This is a genomic window from Pseudomonas sp. ZS1P83 (genome assembly GCF_054897825.1).
On record NZ_CM142706.1, the window covers coordinates 3,053,097 to 3,075,891 of the forward strand.

At 58.7% G+C, this 22,795-nt stretch carries 18 protein-coding genes and 3 pseudogenes; 6 read left to right on the plus strand and 15 right to left on the minus strand.

The genetic code is table 11. The annotated features are described in order from the left end of the window. Nucleotides 1–9: 9 nt before the first annotated feature. Both ACYZT0_RS14565 and hglS read left to right on the plus strand, forming a co-directional pair. A complete protein-coding gene (locus ACYZT0_RS14565; protein ID WP_462046424.1) occupies nt 10–951 on the plus strand; it encodes an alpha/beta fold hydrolase in 942 nt (313 codons plus the stop codon). Nucleotides 952–1,102: 151 nt separating this feature from the next. Then, a complete protein-coding gene (hglS, locus tag ACYZT0_RS14570) occupies nt 1,103–2,482 on the plus strand; it encodes a 2-oxoadipate dioxygenase/decarboxylase HglS (RefSeq protein ID WP_462046425.1) in 1,380 nt (459 codons plus the stop codon). A gap of 61 nt (nt 2,483–2,543) precedes the next feature. Here hglS and ACYZT0_RS14575 read toward each other — a convergent pair whose 3' ends face one another. Then, nucleotides 2,544–3,221 carry a type 1 glutamine amidotransferase domain-containing protein gene (locus ACYZT0_RS14575; protein WP_462046426.1) on the minus strand — a complete coding sequence of 226 codons (678 nt, stop codon included), beginning with the start codon at nt 3,219–3,221 and terminating at the stop codon, nt 2,544–2,546. Between the two features lie 447 nt (nt 3,222–3,668). Here ACYZT0_RS14575 and ACYZT0_RS14580 point away from each other — a divergent pair, with 447 nt between their 5' ends. Next, nucleotides 3,669–4,187: an Hcp family type VI secretion system effector gene (locus tag ACYZT0_RS14580; RefSeq protein WP_461964634.1), complete on the plus strand. Its 519-nt coding sequence runs from the start codon at nt 3,669–3,671 to the stop codon at nt 4,185–4,187. Nucleotides 4,188–4,335: 148 nt separating this feature from the next. Here ACYZT0_RS14580 and ACYZT0_RS14585 read toward each other — a convergent pair. The 4 genes and pseudogenes from ACYZT0_RS14585 to ACYZT0_RS14600 all read right to left on the minus strand — a co-directional run. After that, nucleotides 4,336–4,867 (minus strand): annotated as a pseudogene (locus ACYZT0_RS14585) (hypothetical protein); the annotation flags it as partial. Nucleotides 4,868–4,996: 129 nt separating this feature from the next. Further along, on the minus strand, nt 4,997–5,578 hold the full coding sequence (locus tag ACYZT0_RS14590; protein WP_462030396.1) for a hypothetical protein: 582 nt from the start codon (nt 5,576–5,578) through the stop codon (nt 4,997–4,999). Nucleotides 5,579–5,724: 146 nt separating this feature from the next. Further along, a complete protein-coding gene (locus ACYZT0_RS14595) occupies nt 5,725–6,117 on the minus strand; it encodes an Imm50 family immunity protein (RefSeq protein WP_461964637.1) in 393 nt (130 codons plus the stop codon). A 7-nt stretch (nt 6,118–6,124) separates the two neighbouring features. After that, nucleotides 6,125–6,568 (minus strand): HNH/endonuclease VII fold putative polymorphic toxin, encoded by a 444-nt coding sequence (locus ACYZT0_RS14600; protein ID WP_462046427.1) that lies wholly within the window; start codon nt 6,566–6,568, stop codon nt 6,125–6,127. Nucleotides 6,569–6,749: 181 nt separating this feature from the next. On the opposite strand from ACYZT0_RS14600, the gene ACYZT0_RS14605 reads away from it, so the two are divergent. After that, a protein-coding gene (locus ACYZT0_RS14605; protein ID WP_462042754.1) for an IS3 family transposase occupies nt 6,750–7,912 on the plus strand; the annotation gives its coding sequence in 2 pieces (ribosomal slippage) (nt 6,750–7,005 and nt 7,005–7,912; 1,164 coding nt in all). Here ACYZT0_RS14605 and ACYZT0_RS14610 read toward each other — a convergent pair. The 8 genes and pseudogenes from ACYZT0_RS14610 to ACYZT0_RS14645 form a co-directional block, all read right to left on the minus strand. Then, nucleotides 7,843–8,340, minus strand: coding sequence for a hypothetical protein (locus tag ACYZT0_RS14610; RefSeq protein WP_462046667.1), 498 nt, complete (start codon nt 8,338–8,340; stop codon nt 7,843–7,845). The genes ACYZT0_RS14605 and ACYZT0_RS14610 overlap by 70 nt on opposite strands. Beyond that, nucleotides 8,294–9,109, minus strand: a pseudogene (locus tag ACYZT0_RS14615) (filamentous hemagglutinin N-terminal domain-containing protein); the annotation flags it as partial. The gene ACYZT0_RS14610 and the pseudogene ACYZT0_RS14615, both read right to left, overlap by 47 nt. A gap of 25 nt (nt 9,110–9,134) precedes the next feature. Beyond that, entirely contained in the window at nt 9,135–10,841 is a 1,707-nt protein-coding gene (locus tag ACYZT0_RS14620) for a ShlB/FhaC/HecB family hemolysin secretion/activation protein (protein ID WP_462046428.1), read from the minus strand. Nucleotides 10,842–11,619: 778 nt separating this feature from the next. Then, complete coding sequence (locus ACYZT0_RS14625) at nt 11,620–11,787, minus strand: hypothetical protein (protein WP_462046429.1); 168 nt, start codon at nt 11,785–11,787, stop codon at nt 11,620–11,622. An 11-nt stretch (nt 11,788–11,798) separates the two neighbouring features. After that, entirely contained in the window at nt 11,799–12,041 is a 243-nt protein-coding gene (locus tag ACYZT0_RS14630; RefSeq protein ID WP_462046430.1) for a hypothetical protein, read from the minus strand. A gap of 62 nt (nt 12,042–12,103) precedes the next feature. Continuing rightward, nucleotides 12,104–13,168, minus strand: coding sequence for a lipocalin-like domain-containing protein (locus ACYZT0_RS14635; RefSeq protein ID WP_462046431.1), 1,065 nt, complete (start codon nt 13,166–13,168; stop codon nt 12,104–12,106). Then, a complete protein-coding gene (locus ACYZT0_RS14640; RefSeq protein ID WP_462046578.1) occupies nt 13,158–15,629 on the minus strand; it encodes an FtsX-like permease family protein in 2,472 nt (823 codons plus the stop codon). Before ACYZT0_RS14640 ends, ACYZT0_RS14635 begins: the two co-directional genes overlap by 11 nt. A gap of 1 nt (nt 15,630) precedes the next feature. After that, on the minus strand, nt 15,631–16,299 hold the full coding sequence (locus ACYZT0_RS14645) for an ABC transporter ATP-binding protein (RefSeq protein ID WP_462046432.1): 669 nt from the start codon (nt 16,297–16,299) through the stop codon (nt 15,631–15,633). Between the two features lie 137 nt (nt 16,300–16,436). On the opposite strand from ACYZT0_RS14645, the gene ACYZT0_RS14650 reads away from it, so the two are divergent. Together ACYZT0_RS14650 and ACYZT0_RS14655 are read left to right on the plus strand one after the other, a co-directional pair. After that, entirely contained in the window at nt 16,437–18,410 is a 1,974-nt protein-coding gene (locus ACYZT0_RS14650; protein ID WP_462046433.1) for an alkyl/aryl-sulfatase, read from the plus strand. 326 nt (nt 18,411–18,736) lie between these two features. Then, nucleotides 18,737–19,997, plus strand: a pseudogene (locus tag ACYZT0_RS14655) (IS110 family RNA-guided transposase). 35 nt (nt 19,998–20,032) lie between these two features. Here ACYZT0_RS14655 and ACYZT0_RS14660 read toward each other — a convergent pair. Beyond that, nucleotides 20,033–21,418 (minus strand): DUF1254 domain-containing protein, encoded by a 1,386-nt coding sequence (locus ACYZT0_RS14660; protein ID WP_462046434.1) that lies wholly within the window; start codon nt 21,416–21,418, stop codon nt 20,033–20,035. After that, entirely contained in the window at nt 21,415–22,764 is a 1,350-nt protein-coding gene (locus ACYZT0_RS14665; protein ID WP_462046435.1) for a DUF1254 domain-containing protein, read from the minus strand. Before ACYZT0_RS14665 ends, ACYZT0_RS14660 begins: the two co-directional genes overlap by 4 nt. Nucleotides 22,765–22,795 lie beyond the last annotated feature (31 nt).

Below are 22,795 nucleotides of genomic sequence, written 5' to 3' on the forward strand. Positions count from 1 at the left end.
AGATGCCTGATGCTTGTGTTGGTTGTCGCTATCGCAGTTTTCGTGGCCTGGAGCTGGTTGAGTTACCCGGCCATCGGTTATTGGCTCTATGACTTGAACATGTCGATAGAGGCCAAGCTGTATCGACTGCACAAAATCGTCGTGCCGATCGCCGAAATGACCGTTTCGACCTGGCAAGGCGGGCCGTACGAAGCCTCTAGCAGCGTGCTGATGCTCCACGGTTACAGCGCCGACAAAAACATCTGGCTGCGTTTTGCCCGGCACTTTGTCGGCAACTATCGGGTGATCATCCCCGACATCGCCGGCCATGGCGAAACCGGCTTCAAGGCGGGCGGCGGCTACGACATTCCTTTGCAGGCCAAGCGGATGATCCAATTGCTCGATGTCTGCGGCGTCGAGAAAGTCCATGTGATCGGCAACTCGATGGGCGGTTACATGGCGGCGTGGCTCGCGGCCACGTATCCCGACCGCATTGTTTCGGTCGCCCTGATCGACCCGGCGGGTGTCACCGCCCCGGAAGTCAGCGACCTGGAGCGGCATTTGGCAAAGGGCCACAACCCGTTCCTTATCCATTCACGGGAAGAATTCCAGCGCTTCTACGCCATGACCATGGCCGACCCTCCGTGGGTACCCAAGGTGGTACTGGACGCCATCGCTCAGCGCTATGAACAGCAATGCGAGGAGCTGGAAGAAATTTTCAGGGACTTGCGCGCCAGCCCGCCGATGGAGCCGAAACTGCCCGACATCAAGTGCCAGGCGCTGTTGTTGTGGGGGCGCAAGGACCGCTTGATCGATGTCAGCAGCGTGGCGATCTGGAGCAAAGGCATCGCCGATCTGCGAGTGGAAGTCTGGGACCACACCGGGCATATGCCGATGGTGGAACAACCGACGAACACGGCGCGGTTGTATCGGGAATTTCTGGCATCGCTGCGCTCGGAACTTCCCGTGTAGCAGCTGTCGAGCCTGCGAGGCTGCGTTTGGCAGCTGCTACAACCAGCAGTCCTTTGCAGAATGAAGTTCGTAAGATTCTTCGTTTGTCGGCGCCGCGCAAGGCTGCGATCTTTTCCCGCATCCTTTACGTCACCGCACCAGGAATTTGTTCATGAACCACCCGAACTTCGTCAGCCCTGACCTGATCCGCCAACGCTTCTCCAAAGCGATGTCCGACATGTACCGCGAAGAAGTGCCGCTGTACGGCAAGCTGATGGAACTGGTGGAACAGACCAACCGTCACGTGCTGGACAGCAACCCGCAGATCGCCCGGCAGCTGAACAGCACCGGCGAAATCCAGCGCCTGGACCTGGAGCGGCATGGCGCGATCCGCGTCGGCACTGCCGATGAACTGGCGACCCTCGCCCGGCTGTTTGCGGTGATGGGCATGCAGCCGGTGGGTTATTACGACCTGACTCCGGCCGGCGTGCCGGTGCATTCCACCGCTTTTCGCGCGGTGCATGAGGCGGCGTTGCAGGTCAGCCCGTTCCGGGTCTTCACCTCCCTGCTGCGCCTGGAACTGATCGACGACCTGGAACTGCGAGCGTTCGCCCAATCGGTGCTGGATAAGCGTTCAATCTTCACGCCCACCGCGCTGACCCTCATCGATCGCGCCGAAACCCAGGGCGGCCTCACCGAACAAGAGGCCAAGAACTTTGTCGAGCAGGCGCTGGAAACGTTCCGCTGGCACCACAGCGCCACCGTCACCGCCGAGCAGTACCGCAAACTTATTGCCGAGCATCGCCTGATCGCCGACGTGGTGGCGTTCACAGGCCCGCATATCAACCACCTGACGCCGCGCACCCTGGACATCGACAGGGTCCAGGCGCAAATGCCTGCCCACGGCATCACCCCCAAAGCGGTGATCGAAGGCCCGCCCCGCCGTCAGTGCCCGATTTTGCTACGCCAGACCAGTTTCAAAGCCCTGGACGAACCTGTCTCTTTCACCGATCAAGCCGAGACTCGCGGCAGCCACAGCGCCCGTTTCGGCGAAATCGAGCAACGCGGCGCCGCACTCACCCCCAAGGGCCGGACGCTTTACGACCGCTTGCTCAATGCCACCCGAGACGAACTCAAGGACTTCCCCAACGAAGCCAACGCTGCGCGCTACAACGCGCTGATGGCGCAACACTTTAGCGAATTTCCTGACACTTACGAAGGTATGCGCCAACAGGAACTGGCGTACTTTCGCTATTTCGTCACGGAAAAGGGTTGGGGGGCCGATGAACTGAAGTCGTGGTCGCTGGAGGATTTGCTCAGCGGCGGGTATTTGCGGGTTGAACCGTTGGTGTACGAAGATTTCCTGCCGGTTAGCGCAGCGGGAATTTTTCAGTCGAACCTGGGGGATGCGGCGCAAACCCACTATGGCGTGCATTCGAACCGGCAGGTGTTCGAGAAGGCGCTGGGGCGATCGACCATTGATGAGTTGGCGTTGTATGCCGAGACGCAGCGGCGCTCGATCGAGGAATGTTTTGCCGCATTGAACGATTAAACGTTAATGCCTCAAAAAGATCGTCCGAAGGCTCGGGTCGCGTTCGGACGATCTTTTGATCTTATTTCAGCTTCGCCAACAACGCCTCGGCGGCAGCCTCAGACGACGCCGGATTCTGACCGGTGATCAGCAATCCATCCGTGAGCACATAGCTCGCCCAGTCCGCACCTTTGGAATAGACAGCTCCCTTCTCCTTTAGCATGTCCTCCACCAAAAACGGCACGACGTTCGTCAGTTGCACAGCCTCCTCCTCAGAGTTGGTGAAGCCCGTCACGCGCTTGCCTTTGACCAACGGCTGGCCGTCCGCGCCCTTGACGTCACGCAACACCCCGGGTGCGTGGCAGACGGCCGCGACCGGTTTGCCCGCCTTGTAAAACGCCTCGATCAAGGCAATCGAAATTTTGTCTTCGGTCAAATCCCACAGTGGGCCATGGCCGCCCGGGTAGAAAATCGCATCGTAATCTTCAGCTCTCGCACTGCTCAGCAGAGCGGTAGACGCCAAGGCGGACTGGGCGGCGGAGTCTTTACGAAAGCGCTCAGTGGCCGCGGTTTGCGCGTCCGGCTCGTCACTTTTTGGGTCCAGCGGTGGTTGGCCGCCCTTGGGCGAGGCCAGGGTCAGCTGAGCGCCGGCGTCCTTGAAGGCGAAATACGGAGCGGCGAATTCTTCCAGCCAGAAGCCGGTTTTCTTACCCGTGTTACCCAATTGATCGTGGGACGTTAAAACCATCAGGATTTTCATCTCGTTCTCCTTGAGTTCGCAAATGTTCATTCATCTCGGCGCTGAGTTTGACCTTCAGGCAGCACTGTTCGTTGCACCTGTCACCCTAGCGGTTCTGCTAAAGGTTTTCGGCCAATAAGACGATGGGTCACCCGGGTGATGGCTAACAGCCTTGATGCGCAAGAAGTTGCGCACTCAACGCTGAGAAAGCCCTTTCCGGGTCGCTGATCGCCCGGCCTGTCAGGCGCCCCAGCCAAGTGCGCAAGAAGTTGCGCAGTACTGCGCAACTTATTGCGCACATTCACAGGCGATCTCTGCCGAAAATGCTCCGCGACCTCTGTAAAACCTATCAACCAACTGATTCATATAGATTTAATTGTTTATGGCACGGACCTTGATAACAGTCAGGTACCCACCGGGCGATACCGCCTCCCGGGCACCCTCACTTATTTAGCAAGGAGAGCATCCATGGCTACACCCGCGTATATGTCCGTCACTGGCGAAAAACAAGGTCTGATCACTGCCGGCGCGTTCACTGCCGACTCGGTTGGCAACACCTACCAGGAGGGTCACGAAGACCAGGTCATGGTTCAGGCTTTCAGCCACGATGTGATCATCCCGCGTGACCCGCAGTCCGGCCAACCGACCGGTCAGCGCGTACACAAGCCAGTCGTGATCACCAAGGTATACGACAAGGCTTCGCCACTGCTGCAGGCGGCTCTGACCTCCGGCGAGCGCATGAGCGAAATCGTTATCCAGTGGTACCGCACCTCGGCTCAAGGTACCCAAGAGCACTACTACACCACCAAACTGGAAGACGCGATCATCGTCGCCATCAACAACAAAATGCACAACTGCCAGGATCCGTCGAACTCGCACTTCACTCACCTGGAAGAAGTGCAATTCACCTACCGCAAAATCACCTGGACCCACGAAGTATCCGGTACTTCGGGTTCCGATGACTGGCGTTCCCCGGTCGCTGGCTAAGTCTGGCCGACCGTTTCAAGCATCGGCCAGCTCTGCTGGTCGATGTTGTTTTCGCCCTTCCAGAATTTTGCGTCTGCTGATTCCTTTTTCCGGCATTGGCAACGCCGCAGCACTGCACGAGGAACAAGGGATGTTCGCGCCGGCCAATCAAACTCACTTTGAAAGTCAGGCGACCGGCGTTGTTCAGTTGGCCGCTGACATTGAGTCTGGTGTCGCTACCGCCGGCGATGCTGGAAGTAACGCTATTGAGGCTCACTTGCGCGGCGCTCAGGCCAAGGGTCTCCTGGCTGCTGAGACGACCAGCGCCCCAGTAAGCACCGCCCAGGCTCAGGCTGAGGCTGCCATCACTGGCAACCAACCTTCGTTGTACCAATTGACACCGCTACCGACGAAACTGTCAGAGGCCAGCAACTGACCGCGGGCGGCTGGCTGAAGTTGTAGACGTTGACGTTCAGGCGTCCGGCCTGGATCACGCTGCTGTTGGTCCAACTGTCGGCGTTGAGGGTCAAGCCACCACGGGTCACGATGGAGCCGCCGGCCCCCGTGACGTTGGCGGTGGAAATGTCGAAGGTGCCGGTGCCGACGTGCAACAGGCTGCCGCCGACATTGAGGAAACCACCGACAGCCAGACTCAGGTCCGTGTTGGCGCTTTCCTTACCGAAAAGGGGACTAATCGAAAAGGGGTGTCCCCTTTTCTCTAAAGAAGTGCTGAACCACACCGGTGGCGAGGGAGTTTGCTCCCGCTCGACTGCGCAGCAGCCGCAAAACCGGTTAATGCGATTACCGGATCCGCCGCATCTGTGGGATGTCTAGCGCGAAGGAATATCCCTGATGTCGGACACGATATATTTCGGCAAGGTACGGATATAGAAAGGCTCCACGTCCGAATTATCCTTGTGAGTCAGCGCCGCCACCATCGTCTTCATATTGCGAAGCTGGCCAAGTGCACCGCCAGGCTGCAGCCCCTCGCGAGCATGGGAGAAATGCAAGACTTCGGCGCCGGCCTTTTTGACCTTGACCTGATAACTGAAATCGACACTGGCAAGGATCGTATCGTCGTCGACGATGATCGACACCAATCCGCCATTCGAGTTGCCGATCCGGCGCTTGTAGACGGTGTTCACATCCAGCAGGTAGTCGGCACTTTCCTTGCTCGCTGCATAGCGATTAGCGCTCGACAATTGATTGATCAGCTCAACGCTGAGCTGCTCGCGCAACGTGTCTTGCGGCAGAAACCGCTCATTCTTGCCGATCAGTTCAACGTCGAAGGTATCGATCCAGTAGGTAGCGGTCGCCGGGATCTGAACCGGCGAGGGGGAGATGTAGTAATCCGGCTTCGAGGCGCAGCCCGACAAAAATAAGATTGCCAACAGTAAAGCCAACACACGCATGTCAATTCGTCCTTGTGGAAGGTTATGTTAATTTAAGAGCGATATTTTACGAGATTGGGGGGATGTTCAAGTTATTTAAGGAAACAAAGGGGGGGTTACTGCTTTGGCTCAAATAAATTCGCCCCTTCCCTCTCCCTCTGCTTCTTTTATGTAGCTCGATAGGCACTTACGCCATCAAAAACCAAAAAATCAGCAACAATTTTTATTTTAACCAACTCACTTTCAACACGCAGTTCAACAGAACCGCCACAAGAGCCAACAACAATATTGCACTTGCACTCCGAGCACCACCCGTCAACAAAAAATTCACGAATTCCTATTGCCACTAACTTTAGTTGTACGCAGTTATATCCAGCCTGCACCCATTTCTTGGGGGAGGTTAATGGAAACTCTGATAAGTCAAACCGCAGCACCACTCTTGGACCATCCCTATGCATTATAACCTCATGCAGATCGACCTGATTCAGAGTAGGTAATTCATCGCCAAAAATCGCCTGCAGACCGGCGGCATCAGTCAGAAAATCAGTCCAATTACTCATTTCAGTCCTATTCAAAATAATAGTGCTCTTCAGTACCAGGCACCGTGCCATTGCGGGTATTTTCAGGTGGTCGTACGTTGAGGTGAGGTCCTTGGTCTCCAACACCACCCTGGCCAAACTCATGGCCTGCCGAATGATCTTGAATAACTACTTTGCTCCCATCTGGGCGTGTGTACGTGTACTCACGAGTCATAATTGGTTTATGGTCAGAACCGAGAATTTTTTCACCATTTCGAGTCATCGGAACACGATTAACGGCATCAGGATGCTGTGAGCGTGGAATGCCTAAGTCTCTCTTTGCAGCATTTAAGGCCCCCGGTCTGCTTACTACCTTCGGACCGTTCAGGCCATCAAGTTTTACCCTATCATTTCCTTCGAAGCTAATTTTTCTACCCGCACTGATAGTCTTGGCCCCACCAGCTACGGACGCCCCAATCAGCAGGGTAGCCATGAGCTTGCCGCCCCCGACAACCCAGGCGTCGTCTGCGTTATTCAGCTTATGCTCTTTCCCATCCAGGCTGTCGGCTATCAGCTTCCCAACTTTCTCCGTTGCTGTATTTTCATACTCTGTAGTGGTCTAATGAAACCGGACACCCATTTAGGCGAGAATGCTCGCCAGATCGAGGTGTCAGATGACCAAACAACGCCGTTCCTTTTCTGCTGAATTCAAACGCGAGGCTGCCGACCTCGTGCTCAAGCAAAACTACAGCTACATCGAAGCCAGCCGTTCACTCGGTGTCGGCGAGTCGGCACTACGCCGCTGGGTCGACCAGGTTCAGCAGGAACACCAAGGAGTCACCCCGCAGAGCAAAGCGCTGACACCGGAACAGCAAAAAATTCAGGAGTTGGAAGCCCGAATTACCCGCCTTGAACGGGAAAAATCGATATTAAAAAAGGCTACCGCGCTCTTGATGTCGGAAGATCACGAGCGTACGCGCTGATCCATCAGCTGAGCGTCCATGAGCCGATTGATTGGCTGTGCAAAGTGTTTGAGATCAATCGATCAAGTTACTACGCCCACCGCCTCAAGCACCGAACGCCGGATGTCGAACGGCTTCGGTTGCGCAGCCGGGTGAGCGAGTTGTTTTCACAAAGTCGCAGTGCTGCCGGCAGCCGTAGCATCCTCTCGTTGATGCGTGACGATGGTGAGCAACTCGGTCGGTTCAAAGTGCGCAGCTTGATGCGTGAGCTTGACCTCGTCAGCAAACAGCCAGGTTCTCATGCTTACAAACGGGCAACGGTTGAACGGTTGGATATCCCGAATATCTTGAATCGGGAGTTCGATGTCCCGGCACCCAACCAAGTGTGGTGCGGCGACATCACCTACATTTGGGCTCAGGGGAAATGGCACTATCTGGCTGTCGTGATGGACCTTTGCGCGCGTCGGGTGGTGGGCTGGGCGCTATCGGAAAAGCCGGACGCCGAGCTGGTTATCAAGGCGCTGGATATGGCTTACGAACAACGGGGAAGGCCTCAGGGGCTGCTGTTTCACTCGGATCAAGGGTCGCAGTATGCGAGTCGTTTATTTCGCCAGCGACTGTGGCGTTATCGCATGCGTCAGAGCATGAGTCGTCGGGGGAATTGCTGGGACAACGCGCCGATGGAGCGCGTGTTCCGCAGCTTGAAAACCGAATGGATACCGACCACGGGCTACAGGACGGCTCAAGAAGCCCAACGCGATATCAGTCATTTCTTGATGCATCGGTACAACTGGATTCGGCCCCATCAATTCAACGGTGGGCTGGCGCCAGCTCGGGCCGAAGAAAAACTTAACGTCGTGTCCGGGATTAGTTGACCACTACACTCAGCAATAGCCTGGCCTGCGGAAGTAGCACCTAGCGCTTTTTGGGCCGCTAGTAAAATCAATCCCTTGGGACCTTGAGCAGCAGCTAGAACGTACTCCACAGCCTCTGCTTTATCGGGATTATTCTGGATGTATTCGCTGATGGTGGCAGCGCCATACACAATGCGCTGATCCAAGGTAAAGGCTTTGCCCTTAACCACGATATTTTTTTCACCAGTGATCGGCTCAAGAGCAGCTTTTGCATCAGCAATCGAGCCAGGATCCTGACCTACCAACGAGCTCAACTGCAACAGCACTTTGCTCTGGAAATCCTTATCCTCCAGTAGTGCGCGTGCATCTTCACGATCAATACCAGCTTCAAGAAGTCCGGGCCAGAGCTGAGGAGTCGATAGCCAATTGTGGCTTGGCGCTGCCGTCATCGGCGGTGGCGGTGGCGGTGGCGGTGGCGTTGAGGCTGTCGGCGTTGACGTCGTTGCGTCCGGCGATGAGGGTCAGGTTGTTCGCCTGAATCTCGGCGTTGATTTTCGCGCTGCGGGTAATGATTTCGAAGCGGTCGACGTTGTTGGCGTTCAGCCCGGCGCCGTCGATGGAGACGCTGCCCTGATCGACCTGAAAACGATCCAGCCGACCCGCGCCATCCAATACCGGTTTGCCGGTGGTCAACGTCACGCGCGGGGTGTTGATGAAACCGCAACCGTTGCAACTGATGCCATACGGGTTGGCGACGATCACTCGCGCCGACTGCCCCGCCACTTCGGTGTAACCGCGCAACTGGCTCGGACTACCGCCGACCACTTCGTTCAGGATGGTCTGCGCCGCGATCCGGTTGGTCAGGTTGGGGTTGCCGATGATGATCCCGCCCAACTGCGTCGCACCGGTTTGCGCGGCGACGTTGTTGAGGATCACACCCTGGGCGCCGACGTTGTAATCGTGAAACTGGTTATGCGACAGGCCGCTGCCATTGGGCGTGGCGATGTTGACGATCGGCACGCCATTGCCCGCCTGACCGAGACTGGTGCCCGGCGTCGCCACGACGATGCCCTCGGCCTGGGCCCACACCGGCTGCCAGAACATGACGTTGGCCAACAGGAACGCTAACCCACGCTTGGGCATGCCCCAGAAGTGTTCTCGGGCTTTCAGATCCGCAGAGGGCTGGCGAGCGAGAAAAGCGTAGTGGCGAACGTCCATGATCGAGTCTCGTTTAAAGCAGAATTTAGAGGAAGAAATCCACGCGGAAATAGATCGGCGCTTCGCGCTCGGTCAGGGTGTCCGGGCGTTCCAGGGAATGGGCGAACGTCACGCTGGCGGCCACATGCTGACCGCGAGCAAACAACTCAACCGAGTTGCTGGACATGCGTCCGTGTTGATCGCCGTTGTAGCGATCGCCACGAATCACGCCCTGGTCGTAACCGAGGCTGGTGCCGTACTCGGCAAACACCGGGCGCAGCCATTCCAGCGTCACCGGACGGCTCCAGCGCAGGTCGTTGCGCCAGTAGCCGCCGCTGTCGCCGGACAAGGATTGATCCTTGTAACCGCGAATCGACGACTGCCCGCCGAGGCTGGTGCGCTGCGGGCTGAACAGCACATCTTCGCTGCGCTGGCCGGTCATCAGGCTGGTGAAACTGAAGGACTCGCCCCACACCTTGAACGGCTGCAGGTAACTCGCGGTGGCGGTGTATTTGCGGTAGCGCGCGTCCGGCTCGCCAAGACCAGGATGGCCATTGCTCTGGGCGTCGAACGCGCCGATGCCTTGCTGCATACCGAGGTCGAGGTTGACGAACGCACTGCCGACCCGTCGACCGTGGTTGATGCCGTACTGCATTTCGCTGAGGCGGTTGCTGCTCAGCTTGAGCTTGCTGTCTTCGATGAAATTGTTGCTGCGCAGGTAAGAGATACCCGCGTTGAGAGAGGTCTTGCTCACCGCGTCGCGATGGATCACACGCTCGGCGCGCAACTGATGGTTTTGGCTGTCGCCGGTCTGCTTGAAGTTGAAGCCGTTAGCTTGAGCTTGCGAGCGGTACTCGCTCTGGCTGTAGGTGTAACTGAAGTTCCACCAGCCCCACGGCAGGTTGTAATAGAGCATCGCGTTGTTGGACATGTGCTGGTGATCGGTCATCGCGTCGTGACCACCACGCAGCATCAACTGATCGGCCAAGCCCAACGGACTGTCCCAATCAAACGTCGTGCCCCACTGCTGCTCGCCGGTGCTGCGCTGGCCGTCATTGCTGCGGGACAACCCGGCACGCCAGGGCTTTTGCGGGGTGTTCTTCACCAACACTTCGCTGCCACCGACGTTCTTGCCCGGCGTCAACTCCATCTGCGCCTGATTCGACGGCAAGCGGTTCAACTGATCCACCATCTGCTCGATTTCCCGCAGATTGACCAGGTCACCGGTCTTGCCGGGAAAAGCCATGGCCAGCTCACGGTCCGACAGTTTGCTGTCTTGCGCACCCTTCAACCCTTCAAGCCGGCCCTCGACCACCAGCACTTTCAGATGCCCACCGGACAAATCCTGCTGCGGCAAATAGGCACGGCTGGTGACCAGGCCTTTTTCGATGTAGTGGTCGGTGATGACTTTCAACAGTTCATTGAGCTGGGTAACGCCCAGGCACTGACCGATATATGGCTTGAGCAAACGATTTTTATCGCTGTCCGAGAGACTGTCGGCGCCTTTGAGCTCGATGTCCTTGATCGGGAAACAACGGGTGTCGGCGGGGGCTGCCGGTTGCGCGGGTTTGGCGGCCTTGCCGGGCAATTCCTTGAGCTCTTCGAGACGCCGACGTTGCTCTTCGAGCAGGCGATCCTGACGTTCGCGGATGAGGTCGGTTTCACCGGGGGTGAGGGCGGCGTGAGCAAGATTTAGCGGAGAAAGGCACAGCAAAGCCAGGCACAACCTCGCCACGAGGGCGGGTGGGTACATGTTCGATCCCTCGAAATGGAGACTGATGGCCAAATAGTGGCGCAATGCTATATGGCCACTATTCTGGCGTCAATTAATGATTCGACTCCCTCGACGCATCCCACACATCCGCGCCGTCAGCGCCGTCAGCGCCCCAATCCGCAAAATCAATTCAGGCTCAGATTTAAAGGACAAAAAAACGGGCGATCCTAAGATCGCCCGTTTTTTTATATTCCAACCGGCATTTCAAGTAGCGCCTCATCAACGCGTACTTAACCAACACTCGATTCTTATAAGCCGCTCACTCGTTGACGCCAGTATCAGGTTGATGACTTTGATGTGCTGCAGGGCGAGATTGTATCGCACGTCGAGAAGGTGTTCGCCCAGTGGAATGGCCTGGCAATCCATGCACTGGTAAAGAGCCCTGACACTGGGCGAACGGGAAGTATTTTAATTGAAGTTTTCGAATATGTCCGCGTATATGAACATGAAATTTATCGAAACAACATTGATTAAATGTCGGCCCAAATACTATTTTAACAAGCGACTTCAATTAACCAAGTCGACCATTAAAACTGATTATTCTTGTACAAAACTTGTACAAAAATATATAGAGCTAACACTCAACTGTCGTGATGACGGGTCATTTTCAATATAACGGTGTAGGTCACCACAACGCTCTGCCCTGCTTTCAGATCCTTCAGTTTCTTCTGAATTTCAGGTTTCGATGTTGATGGCGGTCGGAAAGAGCGCTGAACCCCAGTCCAGCGCCTTCTGTGCAGATGAGCATAGACGCTGATCAGGGCGTTTTTGCGGTTTCTTGTGCCGTGGATTCACCGCTGTCTGTGCCCTTGCCACTTTCCTTGCGTCGGGTCGGATCAGTCGGGCGCAGGGCATCGTTGTCGCGCTCGACTTCACCCGGCGGCCGCGGTTCGTCAGGGTGCTCAGTGGGGTTTGTCGGTTTCACGTAGGTTCTCCTCAGGCGTCGGGATCGTCAACTTCATGGGCGACGTTCACGGCAGGCGAGTCCTTATGGGATTGATCGGCCTTGGCTTTCAGGGCTTGCCACTGTTCCAGGTCGATAGCGCCCTGCCCCAGCAAGTCATCGGCCACCCGCAACAGTTCGGTGTAATGAGCGTCGGGGGACTGCTGCCAGTAGGCCTTGTCGTCGAATAGGCGCTGCCAGGAAGCAAGGTCAGGTGGTTTGAGGTCGTCGCTCATGGCGGGCTCCTGTGTACCGGTGTCTTAACTTAGGAGGCTGTCGCCCAACCGAGAGTTCCGACTCAATACCCGGTCATTTCCAGATAACCCTGCCCACCATGGCTGCCGCTCAATTGCACCGGCCCTTCCCAATAGGGAATGCGCAACGCCATCCACGCTTTGGGGTTGAGCGCGCTGATTGTGATGTCGAGGTGTTTGTCGGGAATTTTGATCGACCAGCGCACCGGCATCGAACGTCCGGCGACAGTGGCGGTGTCTTGCGGTGTGAGGCTGATGTCGGCGGCGTTCAGCAACTGCGTCTGGCCCTGGGCGTCGACCCAAGTGCCGGTGAGGTAAGGCGCACCGTCGTTCTGCCGCATGCGGTAGAGCATCACCTGTTCGCCGCTGTCCAGGTGCAGGGAAAACCAGTCCCATCCAGTCTGGTTGGCGGTCAGGGGTTGGCTGCTCCACTCACGATCGAGCCAGGCCGGGCCGCTGACTTGGTACGTTTTGCCATCGATTTCCAGCGTGCCGCGGGCCTGAAAAAACGGCTGGCTGTAGTAGTACGACGCCTGCCCTTGTTCGGATTTCTGACTGAAGCCTTGGTCTCCCTGAAGCACCAAAGGACGTGTGGAGGTCAGCCGCAGTTGATAGCCAAAATCCTTGTCCCGGGCGCTGAGTTGAAGATCCGCCAAAGGATCGGAACCCTGACTGCTGAAACGCCAATCATCAATCCACGCGTTGAACGGCGCGAGACTCACCCCGGCCTGACCCACGCCACCACGGGAATAGCGCTCAGCGGCGTGATGCACCGTCGCCGATGTCACGGCCGCGTGGCCAAGCCAGATAATTTGACTACCCCAGCCCGCGACCTCGGGCGTCGCTTTCAGTGCGCTGCGAAACAACGTCCACTGCGCGCCGAACTCGCGACCCTGATCGTCCTTGAGGTTGGCGGTGACGTACCACCATTCAATTCGAAAACCGTCATGAGGACCGTGATCCGCCGGAAAGCTGAACACCCGACCCGGCACCACCGGCGTAAACGCGGCGGCCTGATGACCCAGACCCGCGAAGCCTTTCTCAACAGGCGCCGAGTTATCGCACCCACTCAACAACGCCAATAGCAACACGCCGAGCTTAATCTTCATGAGCAAACGTCCTCAGCAGATCCGCCGGTTGCGTGCGATACAGCGAGTACAGCGGCCACGCCGACGCCAGTAAAGTCGCCAGCAGCGCCAACCCCATCAACTGCAGCAACTGCATCGGAAACACCCGCAGAGGCAAGCGCCAGCCGAAGGCCTGGACGTTGATCACCGTGTCCAGGCACCATGCCAGCGCGATCCCCAACGGCAACGCCAGCACTAGGGTCAGCACCGCCAGCAACCAGGTCTGCCCGAGATTGAGCAGCATCAATTGCCGGCGAGTCACACCGAGCGCCCACAGGGGGGCGAGTTGCCCGAGGCGGCTCTGACTTTGGGTCAACAGGCTAATGAACAGCGCCACGCCCGCCACACAGAGGGTCAGGCTGTTGAGCGCGGCGGTCGCGGCAAAGGTGCGTTCGAACACCTGCGTGGACCAACCCTTGAGCCGGGCTTGGTCGACAATGCGACTGTCGTCCAGAGAGAAGCGTGTTTGCAGCGCGGTCAGGAAGGCGGGGATCAACGGCGGGTCGATGCGCAGGTTGAAACGGCTCGGTGTCAGCTGCGGCCATCCGCGAAGCAGATGGTTGACGTTGACCAGAAGATGGCCCTTGGGATTGCCGTAATCGGCGTAGATGCCGACGATCCGTGGCGACCAAGCGCCGTTCGGTGTGGGAATCGTCAGGTGATCGCCCAGGCGCACCTTCAACCGACGGGCCAGTTGTTCGCTGAGCATCAGTGCATCGTCCTTGGCCAGTCGGTCCCAAGGGTTGTCGCCCAAGGCTTCCAACAGCGGCCAATGCTGGCGATACGTCGGGTGATCGATCACGCCGACGACGTCCGCCGGCCAGCCTTTCAACTGGATCGACACCTGCCAGTTGGGCAGCACCGCCGTGAGTCCGGGTTGCTGCTTGAGCCAGGTTTGCAGCTCTCTGGCCTGGGCCGGATTTCGCGGATTAACGTACAGTTCGGCGGTCAGGCGTTGTTCGAGCCAATCGCTGAAGGTCTGGCGAAAACCAGCCGTCATGCTGCCCGCACCAATGTTCGCCGCCAGTGCCAACAACAGCGCCATCAGCGCCAGGCTCAGGGCCGGCAGTTGCTGACGGCAGTCGGCGAGAAACCATTGGCCGAGCACCGAGCGACTGCGATGCAGCACCAGGTTCAACACGATGTTGAGCACCACCGGCAACGCCAGTGCGGCGCCGATCAACAGTGCTGCCATCAGCACGAAACCACTGCTCAGGCTGTCGCCAAAGATCAACGCCAGCAGCGCGACCACCGCGGCAATCACGGCGACCCAGCCCTGGCGCCGCAACCAGCGCGCGTGAGCCTGATGCCAGGCTTGCGGATCGGCCAGGGCCAGCAACGGCAGGCGCGCTGCCCGCAACAGACTGTTGGCACCGGCCAACAACGCACCGAACAGACTCAGGCCGACGCCGCTGAGCCACCACCAAGGGCTGAGGCTCAACTGCCCCGCCACTTCGGCGCCGTACAACCCACGCAGACTGGCGGCGACGTCCGGCAACAGCACGCTGGCCAGCAGGTAGCCGCTGGCGACCCCGGCCAGTCCGCCGATCAACGCCAGGCCACCCAGCTCGACCGTCAGACAAGTCATCAGCATTCGCGCACTGACGCCACAGGCACGCAGGGTTCTGAGCAAGCCACGGCGTTGTTCCAGCGCCAGACCGATCGCGGCGTGGACGATGAACAGGCCGACCACGAATGACAGAAAACCCAGGGCATCGAGGTTCAGGTGAAAGCTTTCGGTCAGGCGCGACAAATTGTTCTCTTCGTCGCGGGTCTTGAGTTGCAGTTGTCCCTTGAATTGATCAGGCAGGGTCGCGGTGAAATCCTTCGGCAGCAACAGGCGCGACAGCTGATCCGGCAGGCCGAGAATCTGCTGGGCGAAGCCGATGTCCACCAGCAACACACCGGGCGCCATATCGGACTGGGCATGCAGCGGCGGCAAGGCCTGACCACTCAAACTCACCGGGCGTTCGCCCTCGTGCAGACCCAGTGCCTGCAACGTCTGCGGCGAAATCCAGGTACTGCCCGGGGGGCTGAAAAACTCGACAATCTGCTCAATCGCCAACGCCTGCCCGGCCACTGCGGAACCCGCGGGCAGCGACACCGGCTCGATCCCCATCAGCTGCAATCGCTGGTCGTCATGCCCCTTGAGCGTCACCCGACCTTGCAGGACCGGCGACACCGGCCAACCCGCACGGCGCAGGTCGACAAACACTTGCTGGGGAAAGGTCGCGCCGCTGGGCGCACTGAGGCTGGCCTGGGGTTCGCCGCCGATCAACTGACTGGCCCGGGCATAACTTTCACGCGCCTGGCTGTTCAGCGCCTGCACGCCGGTCAGCAGGCTGGTGGCGAGCCAGAGCCCGGTCAGCACACTGAAAAACTGCACCGGATGCTGCCGCCAATGACTGAGCAGCGCCCGCAGCGTCTCGCGCAAGACCCGCACCTCAGCGCTCGTCCGCGCCAGCCAGACGGCCACCGTGGAGCACCACTTTTTCTGCCATTCGCGCGGCAACCCGTGGGCTATGAGTGACCATCAACAAGGTCGTGGGACTGTCGTCGAGTAACTCCAGCAACAACTTCAAGACCTCATCGCTGGTGGCTTCATCGAGGCTGCCGGTGGGTTCGTCGGCCAGCAGCAGTTTTGGCTGGGACGCCAGGGCCCGGCCCAAAGCGACCCGTTGCTGCTGGCCGCCGGACAGCTGCTCCGGATAACGCCGCAGCAAATCAGCCAACCCCAGACGTTGCACCAGATGCGCCTGCCAGCGCGGATCATGCCGCCCCGCCAGTCGCGCCTGGAAGGCCAGATTGTCCTCCACGCGCAAACTGCCGATCAGGTTGAACTGCTGAAACACCAGGCCGATTTCGGTCCGCCGCCAGTTCGCGAGTTGCCCTTCGCTCATCTGATCCAACCGATGTTCGCCGCTGCGGATGCTGCCGCGATCGACCTTGTCCAGCCCGGCAATCAAGTGCAGCAAGGTGCTCTTGCCACTGCCCGACTCACCCATCAACGCCAGGCTGCTGCCGGGTTTCAAGGTGAGGTCGACACCCTGCAACACCGCAAGCGGACCTTGCGGTGTGGCGTAGCTTTTGAAGACGCCTTGGACCTGCAGCATGGATAAACCTGATAGAGGGGCGTGGGGCAAGGATAGCGGCCCTGCATGGTTTTTGTCCGGTGACGATTGCAGCCGCGCCCGGCTGCGGCTCTAACCTCGAGGCTGGTCTAACCATAACGATAAAAAACGGAGACGCCATGCCTCGTTTCATTTTGAGCCCTCGTGGCCTGCTGGCCTACCTGATCACGGCATCCCTGACACAACCGATTTACGCCGCCGATGAACCGGCCAACGCCAGCCCCATCACTGCCACGAACAACACTGCGGTCCTGCAACACCTGCCCTTCAGCGACCGGACGGATTACGAGTCGGTCAACCGTGGCCTGACCGCGCCGTTCAAAGGTCAGGTCAAGGACGCGGCCGGCAAGGTCATCTGGGACATCCCGGCCTACGACTTCCTCGCCAAGAATCAGGCACCGGCCTCGGTCAACCCGAGCCTGTGGCGCCTGGCCCAACTCAGTGCCCACGCCGGATTGTTTGAAGTCAGCCCGAAGATTTACCAGGTGCGCGGCCTCGACGTGGCCAACATGACCATCATCGAAGGCGACGATGGGCTGATCATCATCGACCCGCTGACCATGGCCGAAACCGCCAAGGCAGCCCTGGCGCTGTACTACCAGAATCGTCCGCAGAAGCCGGTAGTGGCGGTGATCTACAGCCACACCCACGTCGACCACTTTGGTGGCGTACGCGGGGTGATCGACGAGGCTGACGTCAAGGCCGGCAAGGTGAAGGTGTTTGCGCCGTCCGGGTTCATGGAACATGTGATGAGCGAGAACGTTTACGCCGGCAACGCCATGAGCCGCCGCTCGCAGTATCAGTTCGGCAGCCTGTTGCCCCGTGGCGAGAAAGGCCAGGTGGATTCGGGCATGGGCAAGAGCCTGCCTACAGGCGGCACCATCACGCTGATCGAGCCGACGGACCTTATCAGCAAGGAATTGGAGACCCGCACCATTGCCGGTATCGAGGTGGAATTCCAGCTGACGCCGGGCACGGAAGCGCCGTCGGAAATGAACCTCTACCTGCCACAGTTTCGCGCGTTGTGCATGGCCGAGAACGCCACGCAGATGATGCACAACATCCTTACCCCGCGCGGCGCGCAAGTACGTGACGCCAAGGCCTGGGCGCAATACCTCGACAGCAGCCTGGCGCGCTACGGCGACAAGAGCGACGTGCTGTTTGCCCAGCACAACTGGCCGACCTGGGGCGGCGAGCGGATTCGCACCTTCCTTGCCGATCAGCGCGACATGTACGCGTTTCTCAACGACCGCACGCTGCACCTGCTGAACCAGGGCCTGACGCCGATGGAAATCGCCGAGAACATGCAGAAGCTGCCCGGCGACCTCGATCAAAAGTGGTACACCCGTGGTTATTACGGTTCGCTGAGTTTCAATTCCCGGGCGGTGTACCAGCGCTACATGGGTTTTTACGACGGCAACCCGGCCAACCTCAATCCGCTGCCGCCGGTGGACACCGCCAAACGCATCGTCGAGGCCATGGGTGGCGGCGCGGCGGTGATCGAAAAAATGCGCGCAGCGATGGCCAAGGGTGAATACCGCTGGGCGGCGCAGTTGGGCAACCAGTTGCTGTTTGCCGAGCCAGATAATACGCCTGGTCGCAGCGCTCAGGCTGAAGCGTTGGAGCAGTTGGGTTATCAAAGCGAGAACGCGACCTGGCGCAACATGTACCTGACCGGGGCGATGGAACTGCGTAACGGCGTGCCGCAGCATGCCGGCAGTTCAGTGTCGGTGGACATGGTGCGGGCGATGACGCCGGACATGTTCTTCGATTACCTCGCGATCCGCCTCGACAGCGACAAAGCGGTGGGTCATGACCTCACGTTGAACTGGACGTTCGAAGACCAGAACAAGGACTACAACCTGACCCTGCGCAACGGCGTGCTGACCCATCGCAGCGGACTCAATCCAGTGGCGGACGCCAGTGTGAGTTTGAGCAAGGCGACACTGGATCAGATCAGCTTGAAGCAACTGGATTTCCCGACGGCGATTCAGAAGGGGTTGATCAAGTTGCAGGGGAACGGGAAGAAGCTTGGGGAGTTGCTGGGGAGCCTGGACAGCTTTAGTCCGCAGTTCAATATCGTGACGCCTTAAACCGCGGCGCGCTCCCACAGGGGATTCGTGAACGACGCAGATCCAATGTGGGAGCGAGCCTGCTCGCGATATAGGTAGTCCGTTCCTTTCTCTTCCATACTGACTTCGCTGGAAGTTGGCTGTCGGCGAGGAAGGAACATGCACCTGCGGGCTACGAATATGCTCGCGCAGCACTCGATGATTACGCCTTCACCTTCGAGTCCACAGGTGCGCTTGCGCCCTCTAACGAATTCTCAGGGAAAGCCCGACACGGCTCTCTATATCGCTTTCGCTGGACGCAAGCATGCATGTCCCTGCATGTACTTTAGCGCCTGTGGAAGTATTCCATGCAAACGCTCCTGTCTCAGAATTTCACTGCTTATATCGGAATTGATTGGGCAGACGCCAAGCACGACATCTGTTTGCAGATTGCTGGAGAGGCGCAGCGGAGTTTCGAGGTCATCGACCACAAGCCCGAGTCGATTGATCGCTGGGCCAAGTCGCTGCATCAACGTTACGGTGGCCCGATCGCGATCGCCGTGGAGTTGAACAAAGGGCCACTGATAGCGGCTCTGCAAAAATATGAGTTTTTTTGTATCTTTCCGATCAATCCGAGCATCTTGGCCCGGCACCGTAAAACCTTCGTCCCCAGTGGCGCCAAGGATGATCCAACGGATGCTCAATGGGCGCTTGAGCTGTTGCTGAATCACCCCGAACGGTTTCCTCAACTGGTCCAGCAAAGCTCCGCCATGCGTTCGCTCGCCAGCCTGACCGAACATCGCCGCGGGTTGGTCGATGACCGGGTCAAGATCAGCAATCGTCTGGTCTGCATGCTCAAACAGTATTATCCGTTGGCTCTTGAGCTGTTTCATGACCATGACACGCTGGTTTTCTGTGAGTTTTTGGCGCGCTGGTCGACATTTGAAGTGCGCTCGGCCGGCCAGCGTTTTGAAGTTCCTTCACGCGCATAATGTTCGCCATGCTGAGCTCAATCAGCAGCGTTTGGCATTGATCGCCAAAGCCATGCCGTTGACTGAAGATCCAGGCGTGGTCAGTCCTTCAGCGCTGTATGTGCTGGCCCTGGTCTCGCAACTGAAAGGGGTCATCACGGCGATCAAAGATTTTGATCGGGAGATCGAAAAAACTGCCAACACCCTGGCCGACTATCGACTCTTCAAGGCCTTGCCCGGCGCGGGACAGCAGCTTGCACCACGGTTGATGGTCGCCTTTGGTGAGCAGCGTGATCGCTTCAAGGATGCCAGTGCTGTGCAGCGATATGCCGGGATTGCCCCGGTCACCGAACGCAGTGGCAAGAAAAAAGTCGTCCACTGGCGCTATCAATGCGCAACTTTTTTGCGCCAGACCTTTGTTGAGTGGGCTGCACACAGCATCAATCAATCGGTATGGGCAGAGGCTTATTATCGCCAGCAAAGGGCCAAAGGCTGCTCATACCAAGCGGCCCTCAGGGCCCTGGCGTTCAAGTGGATCCGGATCGTTTATCAGTGCTGGAAGAGCAGCACCGTGTACGACGAAAAGGTTTATTTACAAGCCTTGCTCCGGCACGGCTCACCGTTGACCAGCGAGCCGGACACAGCAAAACCGTGTTGACGGAAAGGCTCAGGGCGTGAAGGCGTCGGACGGAATTACACAGAAATCACTTCAACCCCAGGCATCTGCCACCGCTGCTCGATCACCTGCTGCCCTGGCCCATACAGCCGCAACACCAACGTAAACGCTCCACTTGCCGGCGTTGGCAGCCAGTTGCTCTGTTCTCCCGGCGCCGTCGGCTGCATCACCAGCGTCAAGCCTCCCTCCGCATCCACCTGCAAACGATCGCGACTGCTCAGGCAATAACGATCAATCGAATTGGCCACCAGTTGCCGGTCCGGCAAATCGTAAAGCGTCAACGACCAGAACTCCTTCGCCGGCGGTAATTGCCCCGGTGCAAAGCGCAGTCGATACCGACGCCCGCCCTGCAGTGGCTGCCCCTGATTGTCCAGTCGGCTACCCGTGTAAAACGCTTCTTCAACACTGTTGCCGTAGATGCCAACCGCCGCTGCAACCGCGCGATTGAGGTAGTTGTCGTGCAGCACCTCGCGCGTGCCGAACAGGCCGAGGGTGTTGCGCACCTTTGCGGAGCTGGCTTGCAGTTGCGCCTGGGCGTCCTGAACTCCGGCAATCAACGACTGGCGCGTGTCCGTCGGCAATGTGGCGGTGTCGAAGCCCTGGCCGGGAACGATGCCGATTCGCGCGAACCGTGCACGCATCGCTTCCTCGGACGGATGAGTCGGACACAACGTGAGGATCTGGTTCAGCATCGCAATAAAATCCAATCCCAAACCGGTCTTGCTGTTCCATACAGGCCACGCAAGCGCTGGCGCCGCGAAGGGCGCGGGATCACCGGTGTATTCATGCAGTCCGCGCAACCGATATTGCTGCTGCAACGCGCGTACGGCCGGCAGATCTTCGGCGTCTTTCAATCCGGTCCGCCCGAGCACCATGACAATCGCGGTTTCGCTGCGCAACACGGCTTTGATCCCAGCCGGCGTTGGGCCTTGCCAATCAGGACCGGCAATCAAGTAGTCCCCCGCTTCGCGTCCGGTGCTGAGCACTCCGACGTACGCGAAGTTGTGGGTGTACTCGTCGACCAATTGGTGCACGTAGTAACGGTCATCGTCCACCGCCGGCACACTCAATATTTGCGGTTCGCTGCGCAGGTCGAGCCAGGCCCAGGAATAAGGTGTGTCGTTGTTTGGCGTGACGACTTCGCGATTTTTCGGGGTGTAGAGCTCGCTGTAGTGACGGAAGCGATTGAAGCCACCGACGTATTCCGTCGCGTCGGGGTTGAGCACCTGTCTTTCCAGGGTCTGGTAATGCATGAGCATCGGGTAGGCGTAGATCCAGGCCTCTTGGGCGATCGCGCGAACATCGTCAGATTCAGCGGCCAACAACCATGGTGGAAACATCAGACTGCCTCCCAATACACCCATGCTGCCCAATACCCATCGACGACTGAAAATCAAGTTCATGGCTCCACCCTCGCGATAGTCGGCAATTGATAAGCGCCATCCAGCGCCTCGGTTTTGGGCAGGTACAAACGCAGCAGCAGATTGAACGGACCTTGCGGCGTCGGTAGCCAGTTGCTTTGCTGCGCGGTCGCCGGCGCGTCGGTTTGCAGGATCAGGGTCAAGCCGCCGTCAGCGTCATAATGCAGGCCGGGGCTGCGATCCCCCAGGGCGTAACGCTGGATCGGATTGGCTGCGAGCAATTGGGTTTTGCCGTCATACAGGGTCAACGACCAGAAGGCGTTCACTGGCGGCAGTCGCCCGGCGGGGAAATGCAGGCGATAGGCTTTGGTGCCGTCCAGTGTTTGCCCCTCAGCGTCATGCAAGGCCATCGGGTACACGGCTTCCACCGGATCGTTGGCGTAGATGTAGCGCCAGGCCACCGCTGCGCGGGTCAGGTCATCGTCGCCGAATTTGCCGACGTTGCTCGGTGAGCGAAACCAGCCCTGCTGTTCCACCGAGAGCTGACTCGACGCCGTCTGCACCTGATCGCGGCCGGCTTCAGCGCCTTGGGCAATGGCCTTGTTCAATGATGCTGGCGGGGCGAACGCCTTGCCGGGTATCACACCAATGGCGGCGTAACGCTCGAGTCTCAAGCGCTCGCTCGGTGTCCATTCATGCAGTGGCGCCAGCGCGTTGAAGCGGCCGAACAGCGCCTGCGCCTGCCCTTGTTTGGTGTCCTGATACGCCGGTAACTGCAGCGGTGCCAACGCCTCGGGCGCGGCGTCACCGATCACTCGGGACAGCGGTTGCAAGGCGTAGCCCATCAGCACGTTCGCCGCATCTTTTTGATCGGTTTCGCCCTTTACCTCGGTGCGCCCGAGTAGAAACACCAGACGACTTGGCGAGCGAATCACGGCGCTGAACCCCTTCGGCAACACGCCCTGCCAGTCCGGTCCGGCGATCAGGTAACGCCCCGCCTGATTGCCCGTGGCGCGGGTGCCGATGTAATTGAGGTTGTCGGTGCGCATGTCCACCAGTTGAAAACTGTAATAGCGCCCTTGCACGGCCGGCACTTGCAGAACGACGGGCTCGCCGCGCAAATCGAGCAAGGCCCGGGAGTAGAACGTGTCGTTGTTCGGCGACACAACTTTATTGTCCTGCGGGCCGAGCAACCGCGGCTCGCTGTAGAGCCGGTTGAACGGCAGTCTGGCGGCGATGGCGGTGAGCACTTTGTCATGCTCGACGGTGGCGTAGGCGAAGACATAAGCCTCTTGCGCCAGTGCTTTGGCCTGGGGTTGATCGAGGGTTGCAGCGTGAACGGTGCCCAGGCTTGCGCCCAGAGCCATTGCGGATATCCAGTAGCGCACGACAGGTCTCCTGGCTGATTTCGAAAACAGA

Bases quoted from the DNA above. Each gene is read 5' to 3' on its own strand.
- ACYZT0_RS14575 (WP_462046426.1), bottom strand. From the start codon at position 3,221: ATGAAAATCCTGATGGTTTTAACGTCCCACGATCAATTGGGTAACACG.
- ACYZT0_RS14580 (WP_461964634.1), top strand. From the start codon at position 3,669: ATGGCTACACCCGCGTATATGTCCGTCACTGGCGAAAAACAAGGTCTG.
- ACYZT0_RS14590 (WP_462030396.1), bottom strand. From the start codon at position 5,578: ATGCGTGTGTTGGCTTTACTGTTGGCAATCTTATTTTTGTCGGGCTGC.
- ACYZT0_RS14660 (WP_462046434.1), bottom strand. From the start codon at position 21,418: ATGAACTTGATTTTCAGTCGTCGATGGGTATTGGGCAGCATGGGTGTA.
- ACYZT0_RS14600 (WP_462046427.1), bottom strand. From the start codon at position 6,568: ATGGCTACCCTGCTGATTGGGGCGTCCGTAGCTGGTGGGGCCAAGACT.
- ACYZT0_RS14620 (WP_462046428.1), bottom strand. From the start codon at position 10,841: ATGTACCCACCCGCCCTCGTGGCGAGGTTGTGCCTGGCTTTGCTGTGC.
- ACYZT0_RS14645 (WP_462046432.1), bottom strand. From the start codon at position 16,299: ATGCTGCAGGTCCAAGGCGTCTTCAAAAGCTACGCCACACCGCAAGGT.
- ACYZT0_RS14595 (WP_461964637.1), bottom strand. From the start codon at position 6,117: ATGAGTAATTGGACTGATTTTCTGACTGATGCCGCCGGTCTGCAGGCG.
- ACYZT0_RS14565 (WP_462046424.1), top strand. From the start codon at position 10: ATGCTTGTGTTGGTTGTCGCTATCGCAGTTTTCGTGGCCTGGAGCTGG.
- ACYZT0_RS14630 (WP_462046430.1), bottom strand. From the start codon at position 12,041: ATGAGCGACGACCTCAAACCACCTGACCTTGCTTCCTGGCAGCGCCTA.
- ACYZT0_RS14610 (WP_462046667.1), bottom strand. From the start codon at position 8,340: ATGACGGCAGCGCCAAGCCACAATTGGCTATCGACTCCTCAGCTCTGG.
- hglS (WP_462046425.1), top strand. From the start codon at position 1,103: ATGAACCACCCGAACTTCGTCAGCCCTGACCTGATCCGCCAACGCTTC.
- ACYZT0_RS14650 (WP_462046433.1), top strand. From the start codon at position 16,437: ATGCCTCGTTTCATTTTGAGCCCTCGTGGCCTGCTGGCCTACCTGATC.
- ACYZT0_RS14635 (WP_462046431.1), bottom strand. From the start codon at position 13,168: ATGAAGATTAAGCTCGGCGTGTTGCTATTGGCGTTGTTGAGTGGGTGC.